The sequence below is a fragment of the Flavobacterium sp. YJ01 genome (assembly GCF_029320955.1).
GTDB lineage: Bacteria > Bacteroidota > Bacteroidia > Flavobacteriales > Flavobacteriaceae > Flavobacterium.
Genome location: NZ_CP119757.1, coordinates 287,513 through 307,480, shown reverse-complemented (window position 1 = coordinate 307,480; position 19,968 = coordinate 287,513). Strand labels below are relative to the sequence as shown.

Annotated in this window: 14 protein-coding genes; 11 read left to right on the top strand and 3 right to left on the bottom strand. The window is 36.1% G+C overall.

Translation table 11 applies throughout. The features are described 5' to 3' along the window. The first annotated feature begins 93 nt into the window (after positions 1-93). The 8 genes from P0R33_RS01415 to P0R33_RS01380 all read left to right on the top strand — a co-directional run bounded on the left by P0R33_RS01415 (position 94) and on the right by P0R33_RS01380 (position 15,105). Positions 94-1,116 carry an LLM class flavin-dependent oxidoreductase gene (locus P0R33_RS01415; RefSeq protein WP_276173770.1) on the top strand — a complete coding sequence of 341 codons (1,023 nt, stop codon included), beginning with the start codon at positions 94-96 and terminating at the stop codon, positions 1,114-1,116. A 54-nt stretch (positions 1,117-1,170) separates the two neighbouring features. After that, a complete protein-coding gene (locus P0R33_RS01410) occupies positions 1,171-1,809 on the top strand; it encodes an MEDS domain-containing protein (protein ID WP_276173768.1) in 639 nt (212 codons plus the stop codon). Positions 1,810-2,049: 240 nt separating this feature from the next. Beyond that, a complete protein-coding gene (locus tag P0R33_RS01405; RefSeq protein WP_276173766.1) occupies positions 2,050-4,422 on the top strand; it encodes an arylsulfatase in 2,373 nt (790 codons plus the stop codon). Positions 4,423-4,477: 55 nt separating this feature from the next. Further along, positions 4,478-6,055 carry an arylsulfatase gene (locus P0R33_RS01400; protein WP_276173764.1) on the top strand — a complete coding sequence of 526 codons (1,578 nt, stop codon included), beginning with the start codon at positions 4,478-4,480 and terminating at the stop codon, positions 6,053-6,055. A 201-nt stretch (positions 6,056-6,256) separates the two neighbouring features. Next, positions 6,257-8,638 (top strand): arylsulfatase, encoded by a 2,382-nt coding sequence (locus P0R33_RS01395; RefSeq protein WP_276173762.1) that lies wholly within the window; start codon positions 6,257-6,259, stop codon positions 8,636-8,638. Positions 8,639-8,706: 68 nt separating this feature from the next. Beyond that, positions 8,707-11,088: an arylsulfatase gene (locus P0R33_RS01390; RefSeq protein WP_276173760.1), complete on the top strand. Its 2,382-nt coding sequence runs from the start codon at positions 8,707-8,709 to the stop codon at positions 11,086-11,088. A gap of 50 nt (positions 11,089-11,138) precedes the next feature. Further along, a complete protein-coding gene (locus P0R33_RS01385) occupies positions 11,139-13,538 on the top strand; it encodes an arylsulfatase (RefSeq protein WP_276173758.1) in 2,400 nt (799 codons plus the stop codon). 139 nt (positions 13,539-13,677) lie between these two features. Further along, on the top strand, positions 13,678-15,105 hold the full coding sequence (locus tag P0R33_RS01380; protein WP_276173756.1) for an amino acid permease: 1,428 nt from the start codon (positions 13,678-13,680) through the stop codon (positions 15,103-15,105). Between the two features lie 102 nt (positions 15,106-15,207). Here the strand turns inward: P0R33_RS01380 and P0R33_RS01375 are convergent, their stop codons facing one another. The 3 genes from P0R33_RS01375 to P0R33_RS01365 form a co-directional block, all read right to left on the bottom strand. Next, positions 15,208-16,086, bottom strand: coding sequence for a response regulator transcription factor (locus P0R33_RS01375; RefSeq protein ID WP_276173754.1), 879 nt, complete (start codon positions 16,084-16,086; stop codon positions 15,208-15,210). 2 nt (positions 16,087-16,088) lie between these two features. Continuing rightward, the gene (locus tag P0R33_RS01370; protein WP_276173752.1) at positions 16,089-16,559 is read right to left on the bottom strand and encodes a nucleoside deaminase; all 471 of its coding nucleotides are present in this window, start codon (positions 16,557-16,559) and stop codon (positions 16,089-16,091) included. 135 nt (positions 16,560-16,694) lie between these two features. Next, the gene (locus P0R33_RS01365) at positions 16,695-17,060 is read right to left on the bottom strand and encodes a DsrE family protein (RefSeq protein ID WP_276173750.1); all 366 of its coding nucleotides are present in this window, start codon (positions 17,058-17,060) and stop codon (positions 16,695-16,697) included. Positions 17,061-17,286: 226 nt separating this feature from the next. Here P0R33_RS01365 and P0R33_RS01360 point away from each other — a divergent pair, with 226 nt between their 5' ends. The 3 genes from P0R33_RS01360 to P0R33_RS01350 all read left to right on the top strand — a co-directional run bounded on the left by P0R33_RS01360 (position 17,287) and on the right by P0R33_RS01350 (position 19,922). Continuing rightward, positions 17,287-18,375, top strand: coding sequence for an NADH:flavin oxidoreductase (locus P0R33_RS01360; protein ID WP_276173748.1), 1,089 nt, complete (start codon positions 17,287-17,289; stop codon positions 18,373-18,375). Between the two features lie 142 nt (positions 18,376-18,517). Then, complete coding sequence (locus tag P0R33_RS01355; protein ID WP_276173746.1) at positions 18,518-19,399, top strand: AraC family transcriptional regulator; 882 nt, start codon at positions 18,518-18,520, stop codon at positions 19,397-19,399. Between the two features lie 121 nt (positions 19,400-19,520). After that, positions 19,521-19,922 carry an NAD(P)H-dependent oxidoreductase gene (locus P0R33_RS01350; protein ID WP_276173744.1) on the top strand — a complete coding sequence of 134 codons (402 nt, stop codon included), beginning with the start codon at positions 19,521-19,523 and terminating at the stop codon, positions 19,920-19,922. Positions 19,923-19,968: the final 46 nt, after the last annotated feature.

Sequence of the window (19,968 nt, the reverse complement as noted above, 5' to 3'; positions counted from 1 at the left end):
TTAAGTATTTATTGGGATTTTTTTGAATTATAAACTAATAAAAAGCCGAAATGATGCGTATATTTGAGATTGAAAACAATAATAAGGTTAGGTATGAAAAAAATAGGATTTTTATCTTTTGGACATTGGTCTGATCATCCGTCCTATAAAGCTCGTACAGCAGCAGATACTTTGCTTCAATCTATCGATTTGGCAGTTGCAGCCGAAGAAATTGGAATAGATGGCGCTTATTTTAGAGTGCATCATTTTGCACGGCAACTCGCATCGCCATTTCCTTTACTTTCGGCTATTGGAGCTAAAACCAGTAAAATAGAAATTGGAACTGGAGTTATAGATATGCGCTACGAAAATCCTCTATACATGGTAGAAGATGCCAGTGCTGCGGACTTAATTTCGGGTGGACGTTTACAATTAGGTATTAGTCGAGGATCACCGGAACAGGTTATAGATGGTTGGCGTTCTTTTGGTTATAAACCTGAAGTAGGAGAAACAGATGCAGATATGGGGCGAAAGAAAGCATTAGAGTTTTTAGATAAACTTAGCGGAGAAGGCTTTGCCGAACCAAATCCGTACCCAATGTTTCCAAATCCTCCAGGTTTATTGCGTCTTGAACCATATTCTGAAGGATTGCGCGAGCGAATCTGGTGGGGAGCTGCATCTAATGCAACAGCAGTTTGGGCTGCCGAAAACGGAATGTATCTTCAAAGTTCTACCTTGAAGTTTGATGAAAACGGAAAACCTTTTCATATTCAGCAAGCGGAACAAATCAGATTATATAAAGAAGCATGGAAAAAAGCGGGACATGATCGTGAACCAAGAGTTTCAGTTAGCCGTTCTATTTTTGCTTTGGTCAACGATCAAGACAAATATTATTTTGGAAATCAAGGTAAAGGAGCGGATAGTTTTGGTTATATCGAAAGTGACAAACGGGCAATTTTTGGAAAAAGTTATGCTGCTGAACCAGACAAGCTAATAGCTGAACTAGCGCAGGACGAAGCAATTCAAGAAGCAGATACGCTATTGCTTACAATACCAAATACTTTAGGAGTCGATTATAATGTACATATTTTGTCGGCTATACTAAAGTATGTTGCTCCAGAATTAGGCTGGAGATAAAACTTTAGCTTATAGAAAGTGTGTTAAAGACAATTAATTGCATATATTTGATGTATGAATAAACAGAAGCCATTTTCAGTATGTGGAGAATCATTATCGGCTCCAATGCACATTTGCGGTTTTTTTGATTCCAGAGAACAGCAATATGAGGTAATTATTCCTTATATTTTGGAAGGTTTAAATGCAAATGATAAAGTTATTAATATACTAGAAGGAAATCGTCATGGTGAACATTGTCGCTGTCTAGCAGAAAATGGTATATCCATTGCAGAAAAACTGTCTACTGGTCAATTGGAAGTTCTTGCTTCTGAAGACACCTATATAAAGGATGGTGAGTTTGCCGCAGAAAAGATGTATAATATGCTCGAAAAGACTTTATTATCTGCAGAAAGAGGCGGTTATGATAGCGTTAGAGCTTGCGGAGATATGGTATGGGCGCTAAAAAACCTGCCTGGTACTGATGAACTTCTTGAATACGAGGCAAGCCTTAATTTTCTAACTCCAAAACATTCTTGTTCGCTGATTTGTATGTACGATGTTAGTAGTTTTAGTCAAAGTGCTCTTAGAGATATTTTGCTTACACATCCGTACGTTATTAAGAACGGAAAAATTACAAAAAATCTTAATTATATGGAACCATTGGATTTTATTTCAAGTGTTTCAGATTTTCGATCGAGTTCACTCAAATGCTAAAGTATTCTTTTACTTTTCATCATAGTTCAGATGTACTATTTTAGTTAGGATTCCTCAATATGAAATCAAAGCCTTTACAAATTTGTAAAGGCTTTTTTTGTAATAAGAAAAAGGCTTGACTGTCCAAATAGAGTTTGAAATTTTAGAAAACTTTGTTTCAAATTATAATCTGCAACATCATTAAAAGATTTTGTAATACGCATGTTTGTAATTTAGTGCTTATCACAAAATCTTAGAAATATGAAGTCTCTTATTAGTCCAAAACTGCTCTTAATTTTAGCTGTATTTCTTTTCAGCTGCAATCAATCTCAGAAAACAGATTCTGTAACAGAAAAAACGGATTCCGGAGAATTAGACCGTACAACACTTCCAATACCTGAACCTCCTTTTGGCGGTAAAATTGGAGAAACCTATAAAGATTCAAAAGAAGAATGGCCAAAATTGGTTACACCTCCGCAGGGAGCGCCAAATGTCATAATTATTCTTTTAGATGATGTTGGTTTCGGTCAAGTAAGCACTTTTGGAGGCCCTGTTCCTACGCCAGAATTGGATAAGCTTGCCGCAAATGGTTTAAAATACAACCGCTTTCACACAACTGCAATCTGCGGACCTTCACGTGCTGCTTTGCTGACAGGAAGAAATCATCATAATGCGGGTTCAGGTTTCTTAGCCGAATGGGCGACAGGATATCCGAGTTACAATTGTATGATTCCTAAAACAACTGCAACCTCAGGAAGAATTTTAAAAGGAAATGGATATAGCACCAGCTGGTTTGGTAAAAATCATAATACCCCAGATTGGGAAAGCAGTATTACGGGACCATTTGACCGTTGGCCGACAGGTTTAGGCTTCGATTATTTCTATGGATTTATTGGTGGAGAAACACATCAGTATTATCCAGTTCTTTTTGAAAATACCAAAGCTGTAGAACCAGATAAATCTCCAGAACAAGGTTATCATTTTATGACGGATATGACAGATAGAGCAATCAATTGGCTGGAATACAGTAAATCTGTTGCACCTCAAAAACCGGTTATGATGTATTTTGCTCCGGGAGCAGCACACGCGCCGCATCACGCACCAAAAGAATGGCGTGATAAATTTAAAGGTCAGTTTGATAAAGGCTGGGATGCGGTAAGACAAGAAACTTACGAGCGTCAGTTAAAAATGGGAATTATTCCAAAAGGAACAAAACTTACTCCAAGACCAGACTGGGTTACGCCTTGGGATAAGCTTTCGGCAGATCAGAAAAAACTTTTTGCAAAATTAATGGAAAATTATGCAGGCTATCTTTCGTTTGCAGATCATGAAACGGGACGACTTTTAGAGGCAATCAGTAAACTTCCAGATGCGGATAATACTTTGATATTTTATATTGTTGGAGATAACGGTGCAAGTTCTGAAGGAGGAATGGACGGAACAATTAATGAAGTAAAAGCATTAAGTGGAATCGCTACTCCTTTGGCAGATAACATGAAACATATTGATCAAATTGGAGATCCAGATACAGAACCGCATTATCCTGTAGGCTGGGCTTGGGCAGGAAATGCTCCTTTCCAGTGGGTAAAACAAGTAGCATCTCACTTTGGCGGAAGCCGAAATCCAATGGTTGTAAGCTGGCCAAAAGTTATAAAAGACAAAGGCGGAATGCGTAGCCAGTTTGTGCATTTAATAGATGTGCTTCCTACGGTTCTTGATGCTTCTCATTTGCCAGCGCCAAAAACGGTTGACGGTGTAGAGCAAAAACCTATGGACGGGGTTTCTTTCTTATCGACTTTTACAGATAAAAATGCGAAACCAGTTAGAACCAGACAATATTTTGAGGTTTTCAGCAACCGCGCTATTTATGATAATGGTTGGGTAGCGGCAACTCAACATACTTTCCCTTGGAGACAGGATTATGCACCAGGAAATTGGGATAAAGATAAATGGGAACTTTATAATATTGACGAAGATTATAGTGAATCTGTTGATTTGGCTAAAAAATATCCTGAAAAAGTAAAAGAATTGAAAGCCATTTTTGATGAAGAAGCGAAAAAATACAATGTTTATCCTTTGGATGATAGAGGTACAGGAAGATTAATTTCGCCAAAACCTACGCCTTCAGATCCTAAACGAAAACATTTTACTTTTTACGCAGGAGCAACAAGACTGGCTGAAACAGCATCACCAAATACCAAAAATAAATCACATAGTATTACAGCTGAAGTTGAACTGAAATCGAAGTCAGACAGCGGTATTATTGTGGCATCTGGCGGAAGTTCGGCGGGATTTGCTTTGTATGTTCAAAATGGAAAACTCGTTTATCATTATAATTATTTTGATGATGCGCGTTACGTAATCACCTCAAAAGAATCCCTTCCGATTGGAAAAAGTACCGTACGATTTGATTTTACTTATGATGGCGGAGGAACAGGAAAAGGAGGAATTGGTAAACTTTATATCAACGATAAATTAGTTGGCGAAGGACGAATCGATAAAACAGTTGCAGCCCGTTTCGGAATTGATACGTTCGGAATTGGTGAAGATTCAGGATCTCCTGTCGCAAAATCGTATAAACCTCCATTCAAGTTTACGGGAATAATTGATAAAGTGAATATTGACTTGAAATAATTATTAATTGTAAATGGGGAATTATAAATAAAAATATTATGATAAATAAAGAATTATGAGAAATTACATTGTTTTATTCATTGTTTTAGCTTTTGCTACTGAAATCAGCGCACAGCAAAATTATTTTAACCCAACCGTTAAGGTAAAAGATTATCTAGAACCGGCAATTCCACATCCAGATCAGGATAAAGAGATGAAGGATAAAATGAGCAAATTGAAAAAGAAACCTAATATTCTGATAATTCTTATTGATGATATGGGTTATGGAGATATTGGTGTTTATGGTGGAGGTGTAGCAATCGGCGCACCAACGCCAAACATGGATAAATTAGCTCACGACGGACTTCAATTGACTTCGACTTATGCACAGCCAACTTGTACACCAAGTCGCGCTGCTATTATGACAGGAAGAATTCCAGCAAGATCAGGTTTAACAAGACCAACTTTGACAGGAGAAAATCCTAAAGTAAATCCGTGGGCTTCTGAAAATACAACGGCAAAAATACTTTCTCAAAATGGTTATAAATCGGCTATTTCTGGAAAATGGCATTTAGGAGAAAGCAAAGGAAGTCTTCCTAATGAAGTTGGTTATGATGAATGGCTTGGATTTGGTTCTGTTCAGTCAGAATATGCGCAGTTGGTAAACGAGTGGATTTATCCAGATTTAATTAATAAACCAGACCGATTAAATGCGGTTAAAAAAATGGTAAATCAAAATATTCTAACTGGCAAAAAAGGAGAAGAAAATAAGGTTGTACAGCCAATTTCGACTATTGAGGAATTATCAAAAGTAGATCAGGTCTTTGCCAATTACAGTGAAGATTTTATCAAACGTTCGGTAAAAGAAAATAAACCATTTTATTTAATTCATTCTTTTTCGAAAGTACATAACGATAACTACGTATCTGAAGGTTATAAAGGAAAAAGTCCAGCTGCAATTCCATACAAAGATGCCATTGTAGAAGTTGATGATATTGTGGGAAGATTGATGAAACTTTTACAGGATTTAAAAATCGATGAAAATACATTAGTATTCCTTACTTCAGATAACGGTCCTAACGAAGATGTTTGGCCAGATGGCGGTTACACACCGTTTAGAGGAGGAAAAGGAACAACTTGGGAAGGCGGAGTAAGAGTACCAGGAATCGCATACTGGAAAGGCATGATTGCTCCGGGACGCATAAGCGATGGATTATTTGATATTTGCGATATGTTTAATACGTCTCTTTCAGCAGCAGGAGTATTAGATAAAATTCCGTCGTCCAATTATATTGATGGAGTAGACCAATTATCATTTTTTTTGTCTGATAAAGGAGTATCAAATAGAAATGCGGTTTTCATGTATTCAGAAACAAAATTTATGGCTATTCGCTGGCAGGAATACAAAGTACATATGAATGTTTTTAATACTTCGGCTACAAGAAGAAATCTAGATCAGTCTACTATTCAAAGTATCGGAATGAGTCCGTGGGTTTATAATATTTATGCAGACCCAAAAGAACAATTGAGTCAGGGACACCGTTATTTCGAATGGGGAATTCCAGGTGTTATGCAATTGATAGCAGCACACCTATCTACTTATCAAAAATATCCAATGAAAGACATCGGTTTAAAGAAACCAGGTGCTGAATAGTAATTTTTAAAAGATTGCTTGATTTCATAAAAAAGGAAAACCCTTCGATAAAGAAGGATTTTCCTTTTTATATTTTAATAGTATTTATTATCTGTAAATCATAAACATGTTGCAAATTATAATTTGCAACATGTTTGCTATCGTATATCTTCTTCAGTTCCGTTTTTCGTACTTAATTTTATTCTCTAAAATAAAACAAACATGAAACCTCTAAGCAAATACTTTATCAGACTGGTTTTTCTAATTTCAATAAACTTAGTTAATGCACAACAGTCTAATGCATGGCCTGACAGAACAGTGTTGCCTATTGAACCTTACCAGAAAACAGGAAAAATTGCACCCACAATTAAAGATTCTGATCCAATCGAATGGCCCAAAGAAATTAGTGCTCCCGATGGAGCACCAAATGTTTTACTAATTATGATTGATGATGTTGGATATGGTGCAACTTCTACTTTTGGAGGACCAATACCAACTCCGGTTTTTGACAATTTAGCTAAAAATGGTTTAACGTATAACCGTTTCCATACTACAGCAGTTTGCTCTTCTTCAAGAGCAGCATTAATTACTGGAAGAAATCATCATACGGCAGCAACAGGTATTATTATGGAATTTTCAACTCCATATCCTGGATATAACAGTTTAGTACCAAGAAGTGTGGCATCAATTGGAAAAATCCTGACCGATAATGGTTATGGAACTTCATGGTTTGGTAAAAATCATAATGTTCCAGATTGGCAGACCAGCCCTGCAGGACCTTTCAATTTATGGCCTACGGGTTTAGGATTTGAATATTTCTATGGTTTTTTAGGAGCAGATGCACACCAGTTTAGACCTGCTCTTATGCAGAATACAAAACCTGTAGATCCTTATATTGTCGATGGAAAAGTAGATGAAAACTATATTTTAGACAAAGATTTAGCCAACAAGGCAATTAATTGGATTCAGACTCAAAAATCAGTATCGCCAAATAAACCTTTCTTTGTTTATTACACTCCTGGAACTGCTCATGCTCCGCATCAGGCACCCAAAGATTGGATCGAAAAGTTTAAGGGCAAATTTGATTATGGTTTTGAAAAACAGCGTCAAATGACCTTTGAAAAGCAAAAAGCAATGGGAATCATACCAAAAGATGCAAAACTGGCACCAACGCCAAGTGAATATCAAAAATGGGATGCTTTAAGCCCGAATATGAAAAAAATCGTAGCAAGAGAAATGGAGGTTTATGCAGCTCAATTAGCTTATAGTGACTATCAGATAGGACGAGTGATCCAATCCATAAAAGATATGGGAGAACTTGATAATACTTTGATAATTTACATTATGGGTGATAACGGAGCTAGTGCCGAAGATCCAACTGGTCATGGACTTACCAGCGAAATCGGAATTATGGTAAACGGAGAGGTAGACACAGAAGAATTTATGTTAAAAAACATAGATAATTTTGGAGGCCCGTGGATGGCAGAACATTATTCGCAAAGCTGGGCACACGCTATGAATACACCATATCAATGGGATAAAAAAATTGCTTCGCATTTAGGCGGAAGCCGCACAGGAATGGTCATTTCTTGGCCTGCTAAAATCAAACAAACAGGACAAATTCGTAGTCAGTTTACCCATATTACAGATATAGTGCCTACAATTTTAGAAGCAGCTACGCTTCCAGTTCCCAAAAGTGTTGACGGTTTTGTGCAAGAACCTATGGCAGGTACAAGTATTGAATATACTTTTGATAGTGCCAAAGCTCCAGAAAAACATACCACTCAATATTTTGAAATTATAGGAAACAGAGCTATTTATAAAGATGGTTGGATTGCAAGTACTACACCCAAAATATTACCATGGGAAGGAAATCATCCGGCATCAAAAGATCCTGTAAATGATTACAAATGGGAACTATATGATCTAAATACCGATTTTTCTCAAACTAATGATATTGCGGCTAAAAATCCGAAGAAATTAAAAGAGTTGCAGGACGAATTCAATAAAGAAGCATCTAAATACGAAGTTTATCCGTTAGATGATAGATATATTGAAAGATTAAATCCAGAAAACAGACCTAATTTTAATAAAGGAAGAAACGAATTTATATATCATCAAGGATCTTCACGTATTACGGAAGGTATGGCTCCAAATATGAAAAATACATCCTACAGTATAAAAGCAGATATTGAAGTGAAATCAGGAGACGAAGGAATGATAATCACACAAGGAGGTTATTTTGGAGGAACAGCACTAATGCTTTTAAAAGGAAAACCAACTTTCTCATACGCTTTTTCTCATTATCCAAATCACAAATGGACAATACAATCTCCAACTCCCTTAACAGCTGGTAAACATACCATTGTAATGAATTTCGACTATGCAGGCGGAGGCGGAGGTAAAGCTGCTAAAGTTACCATATTGGTTGATAGCAAGGAAGTTGCAAAAGGAGATATTCCTAGAACTGTTCCCAAAAGATTTTCATCAGATGAAACCTTAGATGTTGGTGAAGATTTTGGAACGCCTGTAACAAGAGATTATGAAGTTCCGTTTAAATTTCAAGGCAGTATAGAAAAAGTTATTGTGAATTTAAAATCTTAATTTTTTTTTTTGCATCCATATTGTAGCTTATTAAGAAAAATATAAACTCAATTAATAAACTGTCTGTAATGAAAACTGCAAAATATAATAAGGTAATTTTCTTTTTGAGCATAACTATTTTAAGCTCATTTTTTGTAAACGCACAAGATGTTTTACCATTTCCTCCAGCTCCGTCTGCATCTCAGGCAGGAGTTACAATTGAAACATCCAGTTACAAAAAAAGAACAGAGCCTAAACATCTCTCGGCAGACGCACCTAATATTTTAATTATATTAATGGATGATGCTGGACCAGGTGCACCTTCGACCTATGGCGGAGAAATAAATACGCCAACATTGTCCAAAGTCGCCAATACAGGAATTTCATATAATCGTTTTCATTCAACAGCCATGTGTTCGCCAACGCGTGCTTCTTTGCTTACAGGACGTAATCATACTCGTGTGGGCAACGGTCAAATTGCTGCTATTGCAAATGATTTTGATGGTTTTAGCGGAACAATTCCAAAGAGTTCTGCAACAATAGCTGAGATATTAAAAGATTACGGTTATAATACCGCAGCATTTGGAAAATGGCACAATACGCCCGAAGAACAAATTACATCTAAAGGACCATTCGATTATTGGCCAACAGGTTACGGATTCGAATATTTTTATGGTTTCCTTGCCGGAGAAGCTTCGCAATATGAACCTACTTTGGTACGAAATACCACTTATGTGGAACATCCGAAAACGTCTGGTGGACATAATTATTACCATTTATCAGAAGATTTGGCTGATGATGCAATACTTTGGTTAAACGAACAAAAAGCATACGCACCAGAAAAGCCTTTTTTCGTGTATTGGGCACCTGGAGCAGCTCACGGCCCACATCATGTAATGAAAGAATGGGCAGACAAATACAAAGGCAAATTTAATGACGGATGGGACGCTTACCGCGAAAGAGTATTTAAACGTCAAAAAGAATTGGGATGGATTCCACAGAATACGTTGCTTACGCCAAGAGCAGAATCGATGACATCATGGGCAAATATTCCAGAAGCAGAAAAACCTTTTCAGCGACGTCTTATGGAAATATGGGCGGGTTTTGCCGAACATGCCGATTTTAATGCGGGAAGAGTTATTGACGAAATCGAAAAACTGGGAGAACTTGACAATACAATTATCATTTATATCTGGGGCGATAATGGTTCGTCTGCCGAAGGCTTAAATGGAACAATCAGCGAACAATTAGCCCAAAATGCAATTCCCACAAAAATTGAACAACATATTGCCGCTTTAAACGAATTAGGAGGTTTAGATGTCCTAGGTGGACCAAAAACAGATAATATGTTCAATGCCGGATGGGCTTGGGCAACAAGTACGCCGTATCAGGGAACAAAATTGCAGGGCGCTTATTTTGGAGGAACACGCCAACCAATGGCAATTTCATGGAAAAAAGGAATTAAACACGATAAAACGCCAAGACCACAGTTTCATCATGTAATTGATATTGCGCCGACTATATTTGAAATCGACAAAATTCCTGTTCCAAAAGTAGTAAATGGTTTTCCACAAGACGAATTAGACGGCGTTAGTATGGTTTATACTTTTACTGATCCAAAAGCGAAAGGAACACGTCATACACAGTTTTTTGATATTATGGCAAGTCGTGGTATCTATCAAGACGGATGGTTTGCAAGTGCAAGAGGACCAAGAGAACCTTGGGTAGGAGGAATCCCGAAAGGCATTAAACAATGGTCACCATTAACAGATACTTGGCAGTTATATAATTTGGATCAGGATTGGTCGCAGGCAGTTGATTTAGCTGCAAAAGAACCTAAAAAGCTGGAAGAAATGAAAGCTTTATTTTTAACAGAATCAGCCAAAAATAAAAACCTTCCAATTGGTGGCGGATTATGGTCAACCGCACTTTATCACCCAGAAGATGCGCCTTCTTCTCCTTTAACACAATGGACTTTTGATACGCCAATAAAAGGAATGCCAGAATCAGCGGCTCCAAAATTAGGAAAAGTAAGCAGTATCGTAACAATGGATGTAGAAGTTCCTGAAAATGCAAACGGAGTTTTGTATGCACTCGCAGGATTCTCGGGTGGTGTTACCTGTTATGTAAAAGATGGCTATTTAAACTACGAGTTTAATTTGTTTGAAGTCCAGCGAACTAAAGTTAAATCAAAAGATAAATTACCAAAAGGTAAAGTAAAAATCGAAGTCGAATCGAAGCTCGTTGATAAAATTGGCGGTTCGATGAATGTAACACTAAAAGTAAATGGCGCAGTAGTTGACCAGGGAACGGTTCCAACAGCAATGTCTCTTCATTTTACGTCAAATGCCACTTTTGATATTGGAACCGATTTAGATTCTCCCGTTTCTTTAGACTATTTCGATCAGGCTCCGTTTTCATTCAATGGAAAAATAGGAAAGACAAAAATTGTCTATACCAAGAAAAGTTGATAAAGACTGAGTTTAGAAAATTGTATCAAAACCCTTAAGATCCCAAAATCATGAAAGAATATTATAATTTACAGCAAAGCATTAATTTAATATTTAACTGTTCTTTCAAAAAAAATAGCTTCATTATATTTTTAATGTTTGTTTTGATTTTAGGTAATAACATTAAAATTCATGCACAAGATGTTTTGCCTTTTGCGCCTGTTCCGAGTGCCAGTGTTGCCAACGAAACACTAGCCGAAAGTACACACAAAAGAAGAGTACAGCCAGATCATTTACCAAAAGACGCACCAAATATCATTATTATTTTAATGGATGATTTAGGTTTTGGAACGCCATCAACTTTTGGAGGCGGAGTCAATACGCCGACTTTAACCAAAGTTTTTAAAGAAGGAATTGCTTATAATGAATTTCATACCACTTCAATTTGTTCTCCAAGCCGTGCCGCTTTATTAACAGGCAGAAACCATACGCATGTTGGTAACGGAACTATTGCAGAACGAGCTGTAGATTGGGACGGTTATACCGGAATTATTCCGAAAGAAGCTGCTACGGTTGCTGAGGTTTTAAAGAATTATGGCTACAGCACTTCTGCTTTTGGAAAATGGCACAATACGCCAGCGAACCAGACGACGGTTGCCGGACCTTTTGATTATTGGCCCGTCAATTACGGATTTCAGCATTTTTACGGATTTCTCGCTAGAGAAACTTCGCAATATGAACCAAGATTAATAAATGATTTCACTCCAGTTGAACCTCCAAAAGACGAAAAATACCATCTTACAACTGATTTGGCAGATCACGCTATTGAATGGATGAATCAGCACAAATCGTATGCGGCAGACAAGCCATTTCTGTTGTATTTTGCTCCAGGAGCTGGGCACGCACCACACCATATTTTTAAAGGATGGGCAGATAAATACAAAGGAAAGTTTGATGATGGCTGGGATGCTTATCGCGAAAAAGTATTTAAACGCCAGAAAGAATTAGGCTGGATTCCTAAAAGTGCCATGCTGACGGCGAGAGATAAAACAATGGCTTCTTGGGAAAGTATTCCAAAATCTGAAAGAGCGTTTCAAATTCGTATGATGGAAGTATTTGCAGGATATGTAGAACATGCCGATCATGAAGTTGGACGCGTTTTGGATGCGCTTGAAGCGAATGGACAAAAAGACAATACAATCGTATTTTTTATTTGGGGAGATAATGGTTCTAGTGCCGAAGGACAAAATGGTTCAATAAGCGAATTATTGGCTCAAAATGGTGTTTCGAATACCATTCAACAGCAATTAGAAGCTTTAGATAAACTTGGCGGACTTGACGCGATTGGTGGACTTCTTTTAGAGAATAATTATCATGCAGCTTGGGCTTGGGCGGGAAATACGCCTTTTAAACATACCAAATTAGTAGCTTCTCATTTTGGAGGAACACAAAACGCAATGGTTGTGCGCTGGCCGAAAATGATAAAACCGGACAGTACGCCTAGAAGCCAGTTTCATCATATAAACGATGTTGTGCCGACTATTTATGATATTTTGAATATTAAAGCACCAAAAGTGGTCAATGGTTTTGAGCAAATGCCTCTGGATGGAGTAAGTTTTAAATATACTTTTAATGATGCCAAAGCAAAAGAAGTATCCAAAGTTCAGTTTTTTGATAATAACGGAAGTCGTGGAGTTTACAAAGACGGATGGTATGCCTGTACTTTTGGACCTTTATATCCTTGGATTCCCGCTCAAAAAGGTTTAGCCGAATGGGATTCTACAAAAGATGTTTGGGAATTGTACAACATAAAAGAAGATTATACACAGTATTACGATTTAGCATCTAAAAATCCGCAGAAGTTAAAAGAACTTCAGGAAGTATTTAATCAAGAAGCCAAAAAGAATAAAGATTACCCGATTGGCGCCGGAATTTGGCTTCGCATTCATCCCGAAGATGTTATAAAAGCGCCTTACACTTCATGGACTTTTGATGAAACCACGAAACGTATGCCTGAATTCAGCGCGCCTGGTTTAGGCAAAAAAAGCAATAAAGTAGTTGCCGATGTTGAGGTTAAAGAAAATGCTTCAGGAGTTTTGTATGCGCTTGGAGGTTCTGGCGGCGGTGTGACTTTATTTATGGATAACGGAAAACTAGTTTACGAATATAATATGCTGATTATAGAACGCTATTACGTTGAATCATCCGCAAAAATTCCGGTAGGAAAACATAAAATCGAAGTTTTAACTACTATCGCAAAACCGGGCGCTCCTGCTGAAATTGTTATTTCGGTTGATGGAAAAGAATATGCCAAAGGCGAAGTAAAACGAACTGTTCCTGTTGCCTTTACTGCCAGCGAAACTTTTGATGTTGGCAAAGATTTAGGCGGTCCTGTATCTATTCGTTATTATAAAAAAGCACCTTTTAAGTTTGAAGGAAAAATAAATAGCGTGAAAGTAGATTTACTTTAAGTTCATTTTTATGAAATATAACTATGTTTAAATCATTCTATAAATACCGCTGAACGGAGCTTTGTACGATTACTTTTTTAACTTATCTTCGCTGTTTATACATTTGTGAGTACATTCAACTCATTTAAAAATCTAATTTGTGAAACAAAAAATACAGGAAGATCAAGAAAACAATCAGCTTAAACGCGGGCTGACTAATCGACACATTCAGTTAATTGCTTTAGGCGGATCTATAGGAACAGGTCTTTTCCTCGGAATTGGTCCAGCAGCCGTATTAGCAGGACCATCTGTTATTTTAGGATATGCGATTGCTGGAATTATTGCCTTTTTTATTATGAGGCAACTTGGTGAAATGGTTGTTGAAGAACCTGTATCTGGAAGTTTTAGCTACTTTGCTTATAAGTATTGTGGCTCTTTTGCAGGTTTTGCATCAGGTTGGAATTATTGGATTTTGTATATTTTAGTCAGTATGGCTGAACTTACAGCTATTGGAGTTTATGTGCAGTTTTGGTGGCCAGAAATTCCGTTGTGGGCATCTAGTTTATTTTTCTTTCTGGTTATTAATGCTTTAAATTTTGCCTCTGTAAAAGTCTACGGAGAAACTGAATTTTGGTTTTCAATTATAAAAGTTGCCGCAATTATTGCAATGATTCTTTTTGGCACTTATTTGTTAATAAGCGGGACAGGAGGAGAACACGCTACAATTCATAATTTGTATAACGATGGAGGTTTCTTTCCAAAAGGTGTTTTTGAGAAAACTGCAAATGGTAATTTTCAAGGTTTATTGTCCGCGATGGCTTTAATTATGTTCTCTTTTGGTGGTTTAGAATTAATTGGAATTACCGCTGCTGAAGCAGAAAATCCAGAAAAAAATATTCCAAAAGCAACCAATCAAGTCATCTATCGAATTCTTATATTTTATGTAGGTGCATTGGTCATTTTATTTGCTTTGTCGCCTTGGAGACAAATTACTACAGACAGTAGTCCGTTTGTAATGGTTTTTCAAAATCTAAACGGAATGGAATTTGAGCTTTTTGGCTATAAAATATTTTTTACAAAGCTTATCGCCAATGTGCTTAATTTAATTGTATTAACCGCAGCTTTATCAGTATATAACAGTAGTGTGTACAGCAACTCAAGAATGTTATTTGGTTTAGCAGATCAGGGTAGCGCTCCTCAATTTTTAAAGAAGTTAAACAAACAAGCAGTACCGGTTAATGCTATTTTAATTTCTTCTTGCTTCGCCGCTATCTGTATTTTAATCAATAAAGTAATTCCAGAAGAAGCTTTTGGTATTTTAATGTCTTTAGTAGTGTCTTGTTTAGTTATCAATTGGGTTATGATTTCCTATACGCATTTACAATTTAGACGTACAAAAGACAAGGAAAACACAAAAACCAAATTTGCTTCCATATTTTATCCAATAAGCAATTACATCTGTTTCGTATTTTTATTGGGTATTTTATCCATCATGTGGATGACGAATATGAAGATATCTGTAGAATTAATTCCTATTTGGCTGGCTATTCTTTTTGTATTTTATAAAGTTTTTAAAAATAAAAAATAGATAGTTTTAAAAATAAATCCCATTTCATTTAGAAATGGGATTTATTTTTATGACGTTTGCGATACAGGTTCAAACTCATTTTATGGAAGACAAGAATTTATCTTAAGACGCTCCTCTATTAAAACCAATAGTATCTCTGTAAAGCTGTGGAGAAATATCTGTTTTTCCTTTAAAAACACGACTAAAATAATATTCGTCGTCATAACCCAGCTCGTAAGCAATTTCCTTTACTGTTTTGTTGGTGAGATATAATTCTCTTTTGGCTTCTACAATAATGCGTTCAGTAATTAAATCTGAAAGTGTCATATTAAAATGATTTTTTGCAGCTCGTGCAAGAACAACCGGCGTTACATGCAGCATATCAGCATATTCACTAGCAGAATGTTTAATTCTGAAATTATCTTCGATAGCATTTCTTAGGTTCTGAATAATAAGCAATTGTTTGTCGTTGCTATTTTCATTTTTAATAGATTGCTGTTCTAATTTTATTCTTGTAGCAAATACCAAAAATATTTTCAAATAAGAAACCAAAACTTCATCTTTTCTCAAAGCATCCATTTTCAGTTCATTGACAATTTCTCTGACAATATTCATCAAAGTTTGTTTATTATTTTCATCTAAAAGAATAAAAGGGTGCTGATAAACATTATTAAATAAAATTCCATTTGCAGCAATCTCTTTATGATGTCTGTAAATACAGAAAAAATCATGATGAAACTGAATAGAAATTCCAGTAAGCGGTCCTTCAGAAGCTAGCATAAAAGGCTGATACGGGTAGAAAGCAAATAAGGTATTTTCTTTAAAAGAATATTCGCAAAGATCAACTTTAGCTAATCCTTCGCCTGAAGTAATGATGATTATGGTAAAATAATTATTTCGCTGAATATGATCAAAATAACTGCTGTTATCAAATTCAAATACCTTGAATGATAAATTGCCATTTTGCTGGTTAACAAGCGTATATACAGATTGAGATAACATACTTATTTAGATTTGCTTACTAATTCTAAAAATTGAGAATTGAGCGTATTGCATTCTTCTACACAAACATCGCCAGTTATCTTTGGTTTATTTCCCCATTTTGGAACATCTTCTGTTTCTAGAATATTAAATTTTGAAGTAAAACCGCCTACATAAGGAACAGCTGTACCATAAATAATTTCCGTTATTTTATAATGGCGAATCATATAGGAGCACATAATGCAAGGCTCATGTGTAGTATACATTTTTGCCAGATGCAGTTTATCCGGATATCCGTTTTTTATAGCATCTCCAATAGACAATATTTCTGCATGATTGGTAATGTCTCCCGTAGATTTTCCTGATTCGATTCCTTTACCAATTACTTTTCCCTTAAATACAATAAGCGCACCCACAGGCGGATTTCCAGCTTTTAGAGCGCTTTTGGCAAGATCTAAACATTGATTCATGTAATATTGAACATCTTCCTGCATAATTTTAAAACTTAAATATTGATTGTAGAGTATCCAGCTATGCTAAATTACTCAAAAAACAAAGGTTTGATCACATTAAATATTTGTAAATAAAAAAACTGCCCTTAAAGTGAAAAAGGGCAGTTAAGAGCTGATTTAGAAAATCAAAATATCGTAACCTTCTTTTCTAAGGTTAACAAAACTTGGTAAACCTGGAGTTCCTGGAACTTCGTTGTCATTTAATAATTCATAACCAGAAACTTCGGTGCCAAATACAGCTACACATCCTTTAGAAAGACCGCTAACATGATCTTTTACTTCTTTATAAAGAGCATTAACAGGATGCTCTGGTTTTTCTAGTTGTTCAGGCCATCTTATACCTGCTCCTTGAAAAATAATTTTTACATCTTCGCCTTCGTGTTTGAATTCATATGCCGATGCTAAAGCATTGAATACACGTCCTAATGCTTCTTCTGAACCCGCTTTTGGATCAGATAGAATAATAATTGCTGTTTTTTTCATTTAAATAAATTTTATTAACAAGGCAAAGATCTGACGACAATGCCGGCTAAAGAATGGAGAAAATTTACTTTATAATGGAGAATTTTTTCTCAAGTAAAGTCTTTAGAATAGTAGGTTCAAAACGTCCATTATAAAGTAAAAATCATCCATTTTTCACGAATGATTATCTCCACAACTTTGCATTCGATAATAATTCACATAAGTAGAACTTAAAAAAATAAACAATATGTCTGTTTCTGATTTATTTAAACCGCTTACTTTGCTGCACGGTCCAGCAATGCGAAACCGTTTCATGCTGGCACCCTTAACCAGTCAGCAAAGTGAATTTGATGGCACTGCATCTGAATACGATCAATATTGGATGGAACAACTTTCACAAGGTGGTTATGGATTAATTCAAACCAGCGCTTCTACCGTAGAAGCAGGAGGAATCGCGTTTGAAAGACAATTAGGAATTCATAGTGATGACCATTTGCCAGGATTGACAAAAATGGCATCGGCGATTCGTGATGGCGGTGCGCTGTCAGCCGTACAATTGCATCATGCGGGGCATCGCGCGAAACTTTCAATTGGCGGAATCCCAGCTCCAGCTTCGAGTAAAACTTTAGAAGGAATTAAAGCAATCACGACAGAAGAAGTAGAACGTATTCGAGACAGTTTTATCGCTGCGGCAAAAAGAGCGCAATTGGCAGGATTTGACGGAATTTCTGTTCACGGTGCATTCGGGTGGATTCTTTCAGAATTCATGTCGCCAAATTTAAATGATCGTACCGATAAATATGGAGGAAGTTTGGAAAATCGTGCACGCTTTACGATTGAAGTTATTGAAGGAATTCGTAAAGCTTGCGGTCCAAATTTTCAAATTGGATGGCGTTTGTCTATTGAACGTTACGGCTTGCTTTTGGAAGAATTACGTGAAGTTACAGCCGATATTTTCAATCGTGAATTAATTGACTATTTAGATTTAGCACTTTGGGATTCAGCACAAATTGTTCGCGAAGGAACTTTTAAAGGAAAAACCATGCTCAGCGTTTTTACCGAACTTCCGCGTAAAGGAGTTCGTCTTGGAGCAGCAGGGAAAATTATGAGCGCACAACGTGCTGGAGAACTTCTAGATGAAGGCTGTGATTTTGTGCTTATCGCACGTGCTGCAATTTTACAGCGAGATTTTCCTCTTCAGGTAAAAGCAAATCCAATGTACGATAGTCCACAATTGCCTGTCATGGCAGATTATCTAAGACAAAGGGGATTAAGCGAACGTTTTATTGAAACGATGCGCGGATGGCAGACTTTTGTAAAGGCTGGTTCGTTATAAAAAATTTGAATATCTAGAAAGTAAACCGCCATATTGAGCGGTTTACTTATTTTAATTTTATCCATCACAAAGTAAAAATTATCCATTCCTGATTAATTTATATGATTGTACGTTTGTTGTCTGTTTTCTAAATAAAAACACTATGAAAGATCTTAACTGCAATGCTATTATAAAAGAAAGCCCAGATGTTTTATCTTGGAATGAACATATTCATCTTTTTCATTACAAACAGAAAGAAGAAATAAAAAGAGCCAACATGTGCGTGCATATGAATCTCATTAGTGTTGTATTGGAAGGAACAAAAGAAATTCTGGATCATGGCAGTAAAATTATTGTTCCTGCGGGTTCTGGTTATTTTATGAAAAAAGGTTCTTATTTGGTTACAGATAAAGTTGATAATCCTGAAAAAGGTTATGAATCGATTATCATTTTTTTCTCAGATGAATGGCTTCGTTCTCAAGTTGATAATGTATTAGGAAATATTAATGAATCTCTTTCTGGGAAATTTTCTCCATGCAGAAGCGATATGGCACTTCTTCCGGCAGATGAATTGATGTGTGCTTTAATAACACAACTTAAAACTTGTCTTACATTAAATACAGATCCTAAACGTTTAGAATCTATTTTACCTCTAAAAATTCGTGAGTTGTTTCAGATTTTAATTTCGGCACCCGAAGGACATTATTTTGAGGCACAACTGAGAAGTCTCGATACGCATTTAAATCCAGATTTAGTGCAGTTAATGCAAAGTCATTATAAAGAAAATATTTCTTTAGAACAATATGCATTTCTCGCCAATTGCAGTCTTTCAACCTTTAAGCGCAAGTTTAGCCAAACCTTTAAAATGAATCCCGGAAAATGGATTATGGAAAGAAGACTGGAAGAAGCTTATAGTTTACTGCGATCAGAAATGAACATTACAGAAATCGCGTATGAAGTTGGTTTTGAAACTCCGGCACATTTTGTAGCTTCTTTTAAACAAAAATATAGAAATACGCCAAAACAGCTTCAGCAGAAGCTTTAATCTTCATTTGTTCTAAACTTTATAGGATATTTTTTGAACTTTTAATGAAATGGGCTAGTGCCATATCGAGCTAATTTTGACTCATGAAAAACAAAGTTTTGATATAAAAGCAGAGCAAAAATTGATTGAAGAACATGATCATATTATTTTCCAGTTTCCTTATTATTGGTATCATTCTCCAGCTTTATTGAAAAAATGGTTAGACGAGGTTTTAACACATGGTTGGGCATACTGGAGTAAAAGCGGTTTTAAATTTGGAGGAAAGAAAGTTGCGCTTGCCATTTCATTAGGTTTGAAAGAAGAACATTTGCAGCACGGAACAGTTTTTAAATATACTCTAGAAGAATTAACCCGTCCGTTTGAAGCTTTATTCGATTATATAAAAGCAGATTACCAACCATTTTTTGCTTACTACGGAATGACATTTGAGCCATCACAAGAATGGATAGAAAGAAGTGTACCATTATATCTTGATTTTCTGGAACGATTTAATAGTAAAATAGATGATGTAAATGTAGCTTAGTTTAAAGCAGTAGGACCTAATAGTGTTATAAATGTAAAAAAAACTC

What these genes read in the sequence shown, in the direction of transcription:
- P0R33_RS01415 (WP_276173770.1), top strand. Translation starts at nt 94, where the DNA reads ATGAAAAAAATAGGATTTTTATCTTTTGGACATTGGTCTGATCATCCG.
- P0R33_RS01410 (WP_276173768.1), top strand. Translation starts at nt 1,171, where the DNA reads ATGAATAAACAGAAGCCATTTTCAGTATGTGGAGAATCATTATCGGCT.
- P0R33_RS01405 (WP_276173766.1), top strand. Translation starts at nt 2,050, where the DNA reads ATGAAGTCTCTTATTAGTCCAAAACTGCTCTTAATTTTAGCTGTATTT.
- P0R33_RS01400 (WP_276173764.1), top strand. Translation starts at nt 4,478, where the DNA reads ATGAGAAATTACATTGTTTTATTCATTGTTTTAGCTTTTGCTACTGAA.
- P0R33_RS01395 (WP_276173762.1), top strand. Translation starts at nt 6,257, where the DNA reads ATGAAACCTCTAAGCAAATACTTTATCAGACTGGTTTTTCTAATTTCA.
- P0R33_RS01390 (WP_276173760.1), top strand. Translation starts at nt 8,707, where the DNA reads ATGAAAACTGCAAAATATAATAAGGTAATTTTCTTTTTGAGCATAACT.
- P0R33_RS01385 (WP_276173758.1), top strand. Translation starts at nt 11,139, where the DNA reads ATGAAAGAATATTATAATTTACAGCAAAGCATTAATTTAATATTTAAC.
- P0R33_RS01375 (WP_276173754.1), bottom strand. Translation starts at nt 16,086, where the DNA reads ATGTTATCTCAATCTGTATATACGCTTGTTAACCAGCAAAATGGCAAT.
- P0R33_RS01370 (WP_276173752.1), bottom strand. Translation starts at nt 16,559, where the DNA reads ATGCAGGAAGATGTTCAATATTACATGAATCAATGTTTAGATCTTGCC.
- P0R33_RS01365 (WP_276173750.1), bottom strand. Translation starts at nt 17,060, where the DNA reads ATGAAAAAAACAGCAATTATTATTCTATCTGATCCAAAAGCGGGTTCA.
- P0R33_RS01360 (WP_276173748.1), top strand. Translation starts at nt 17,287, where the DNA reads ATGTCTGTTTCTGATTTATTTAAACCGCTTACTTTGCTGCACGGTCCA.
- P0R33_RS01355 (WP_276173746.1), top strand. Translation starts at nt 18,518, where the DNA reads ATGAAAGATCTTAACTGCAATGCTATTATAAAAGAAAGCCCAGATGTT.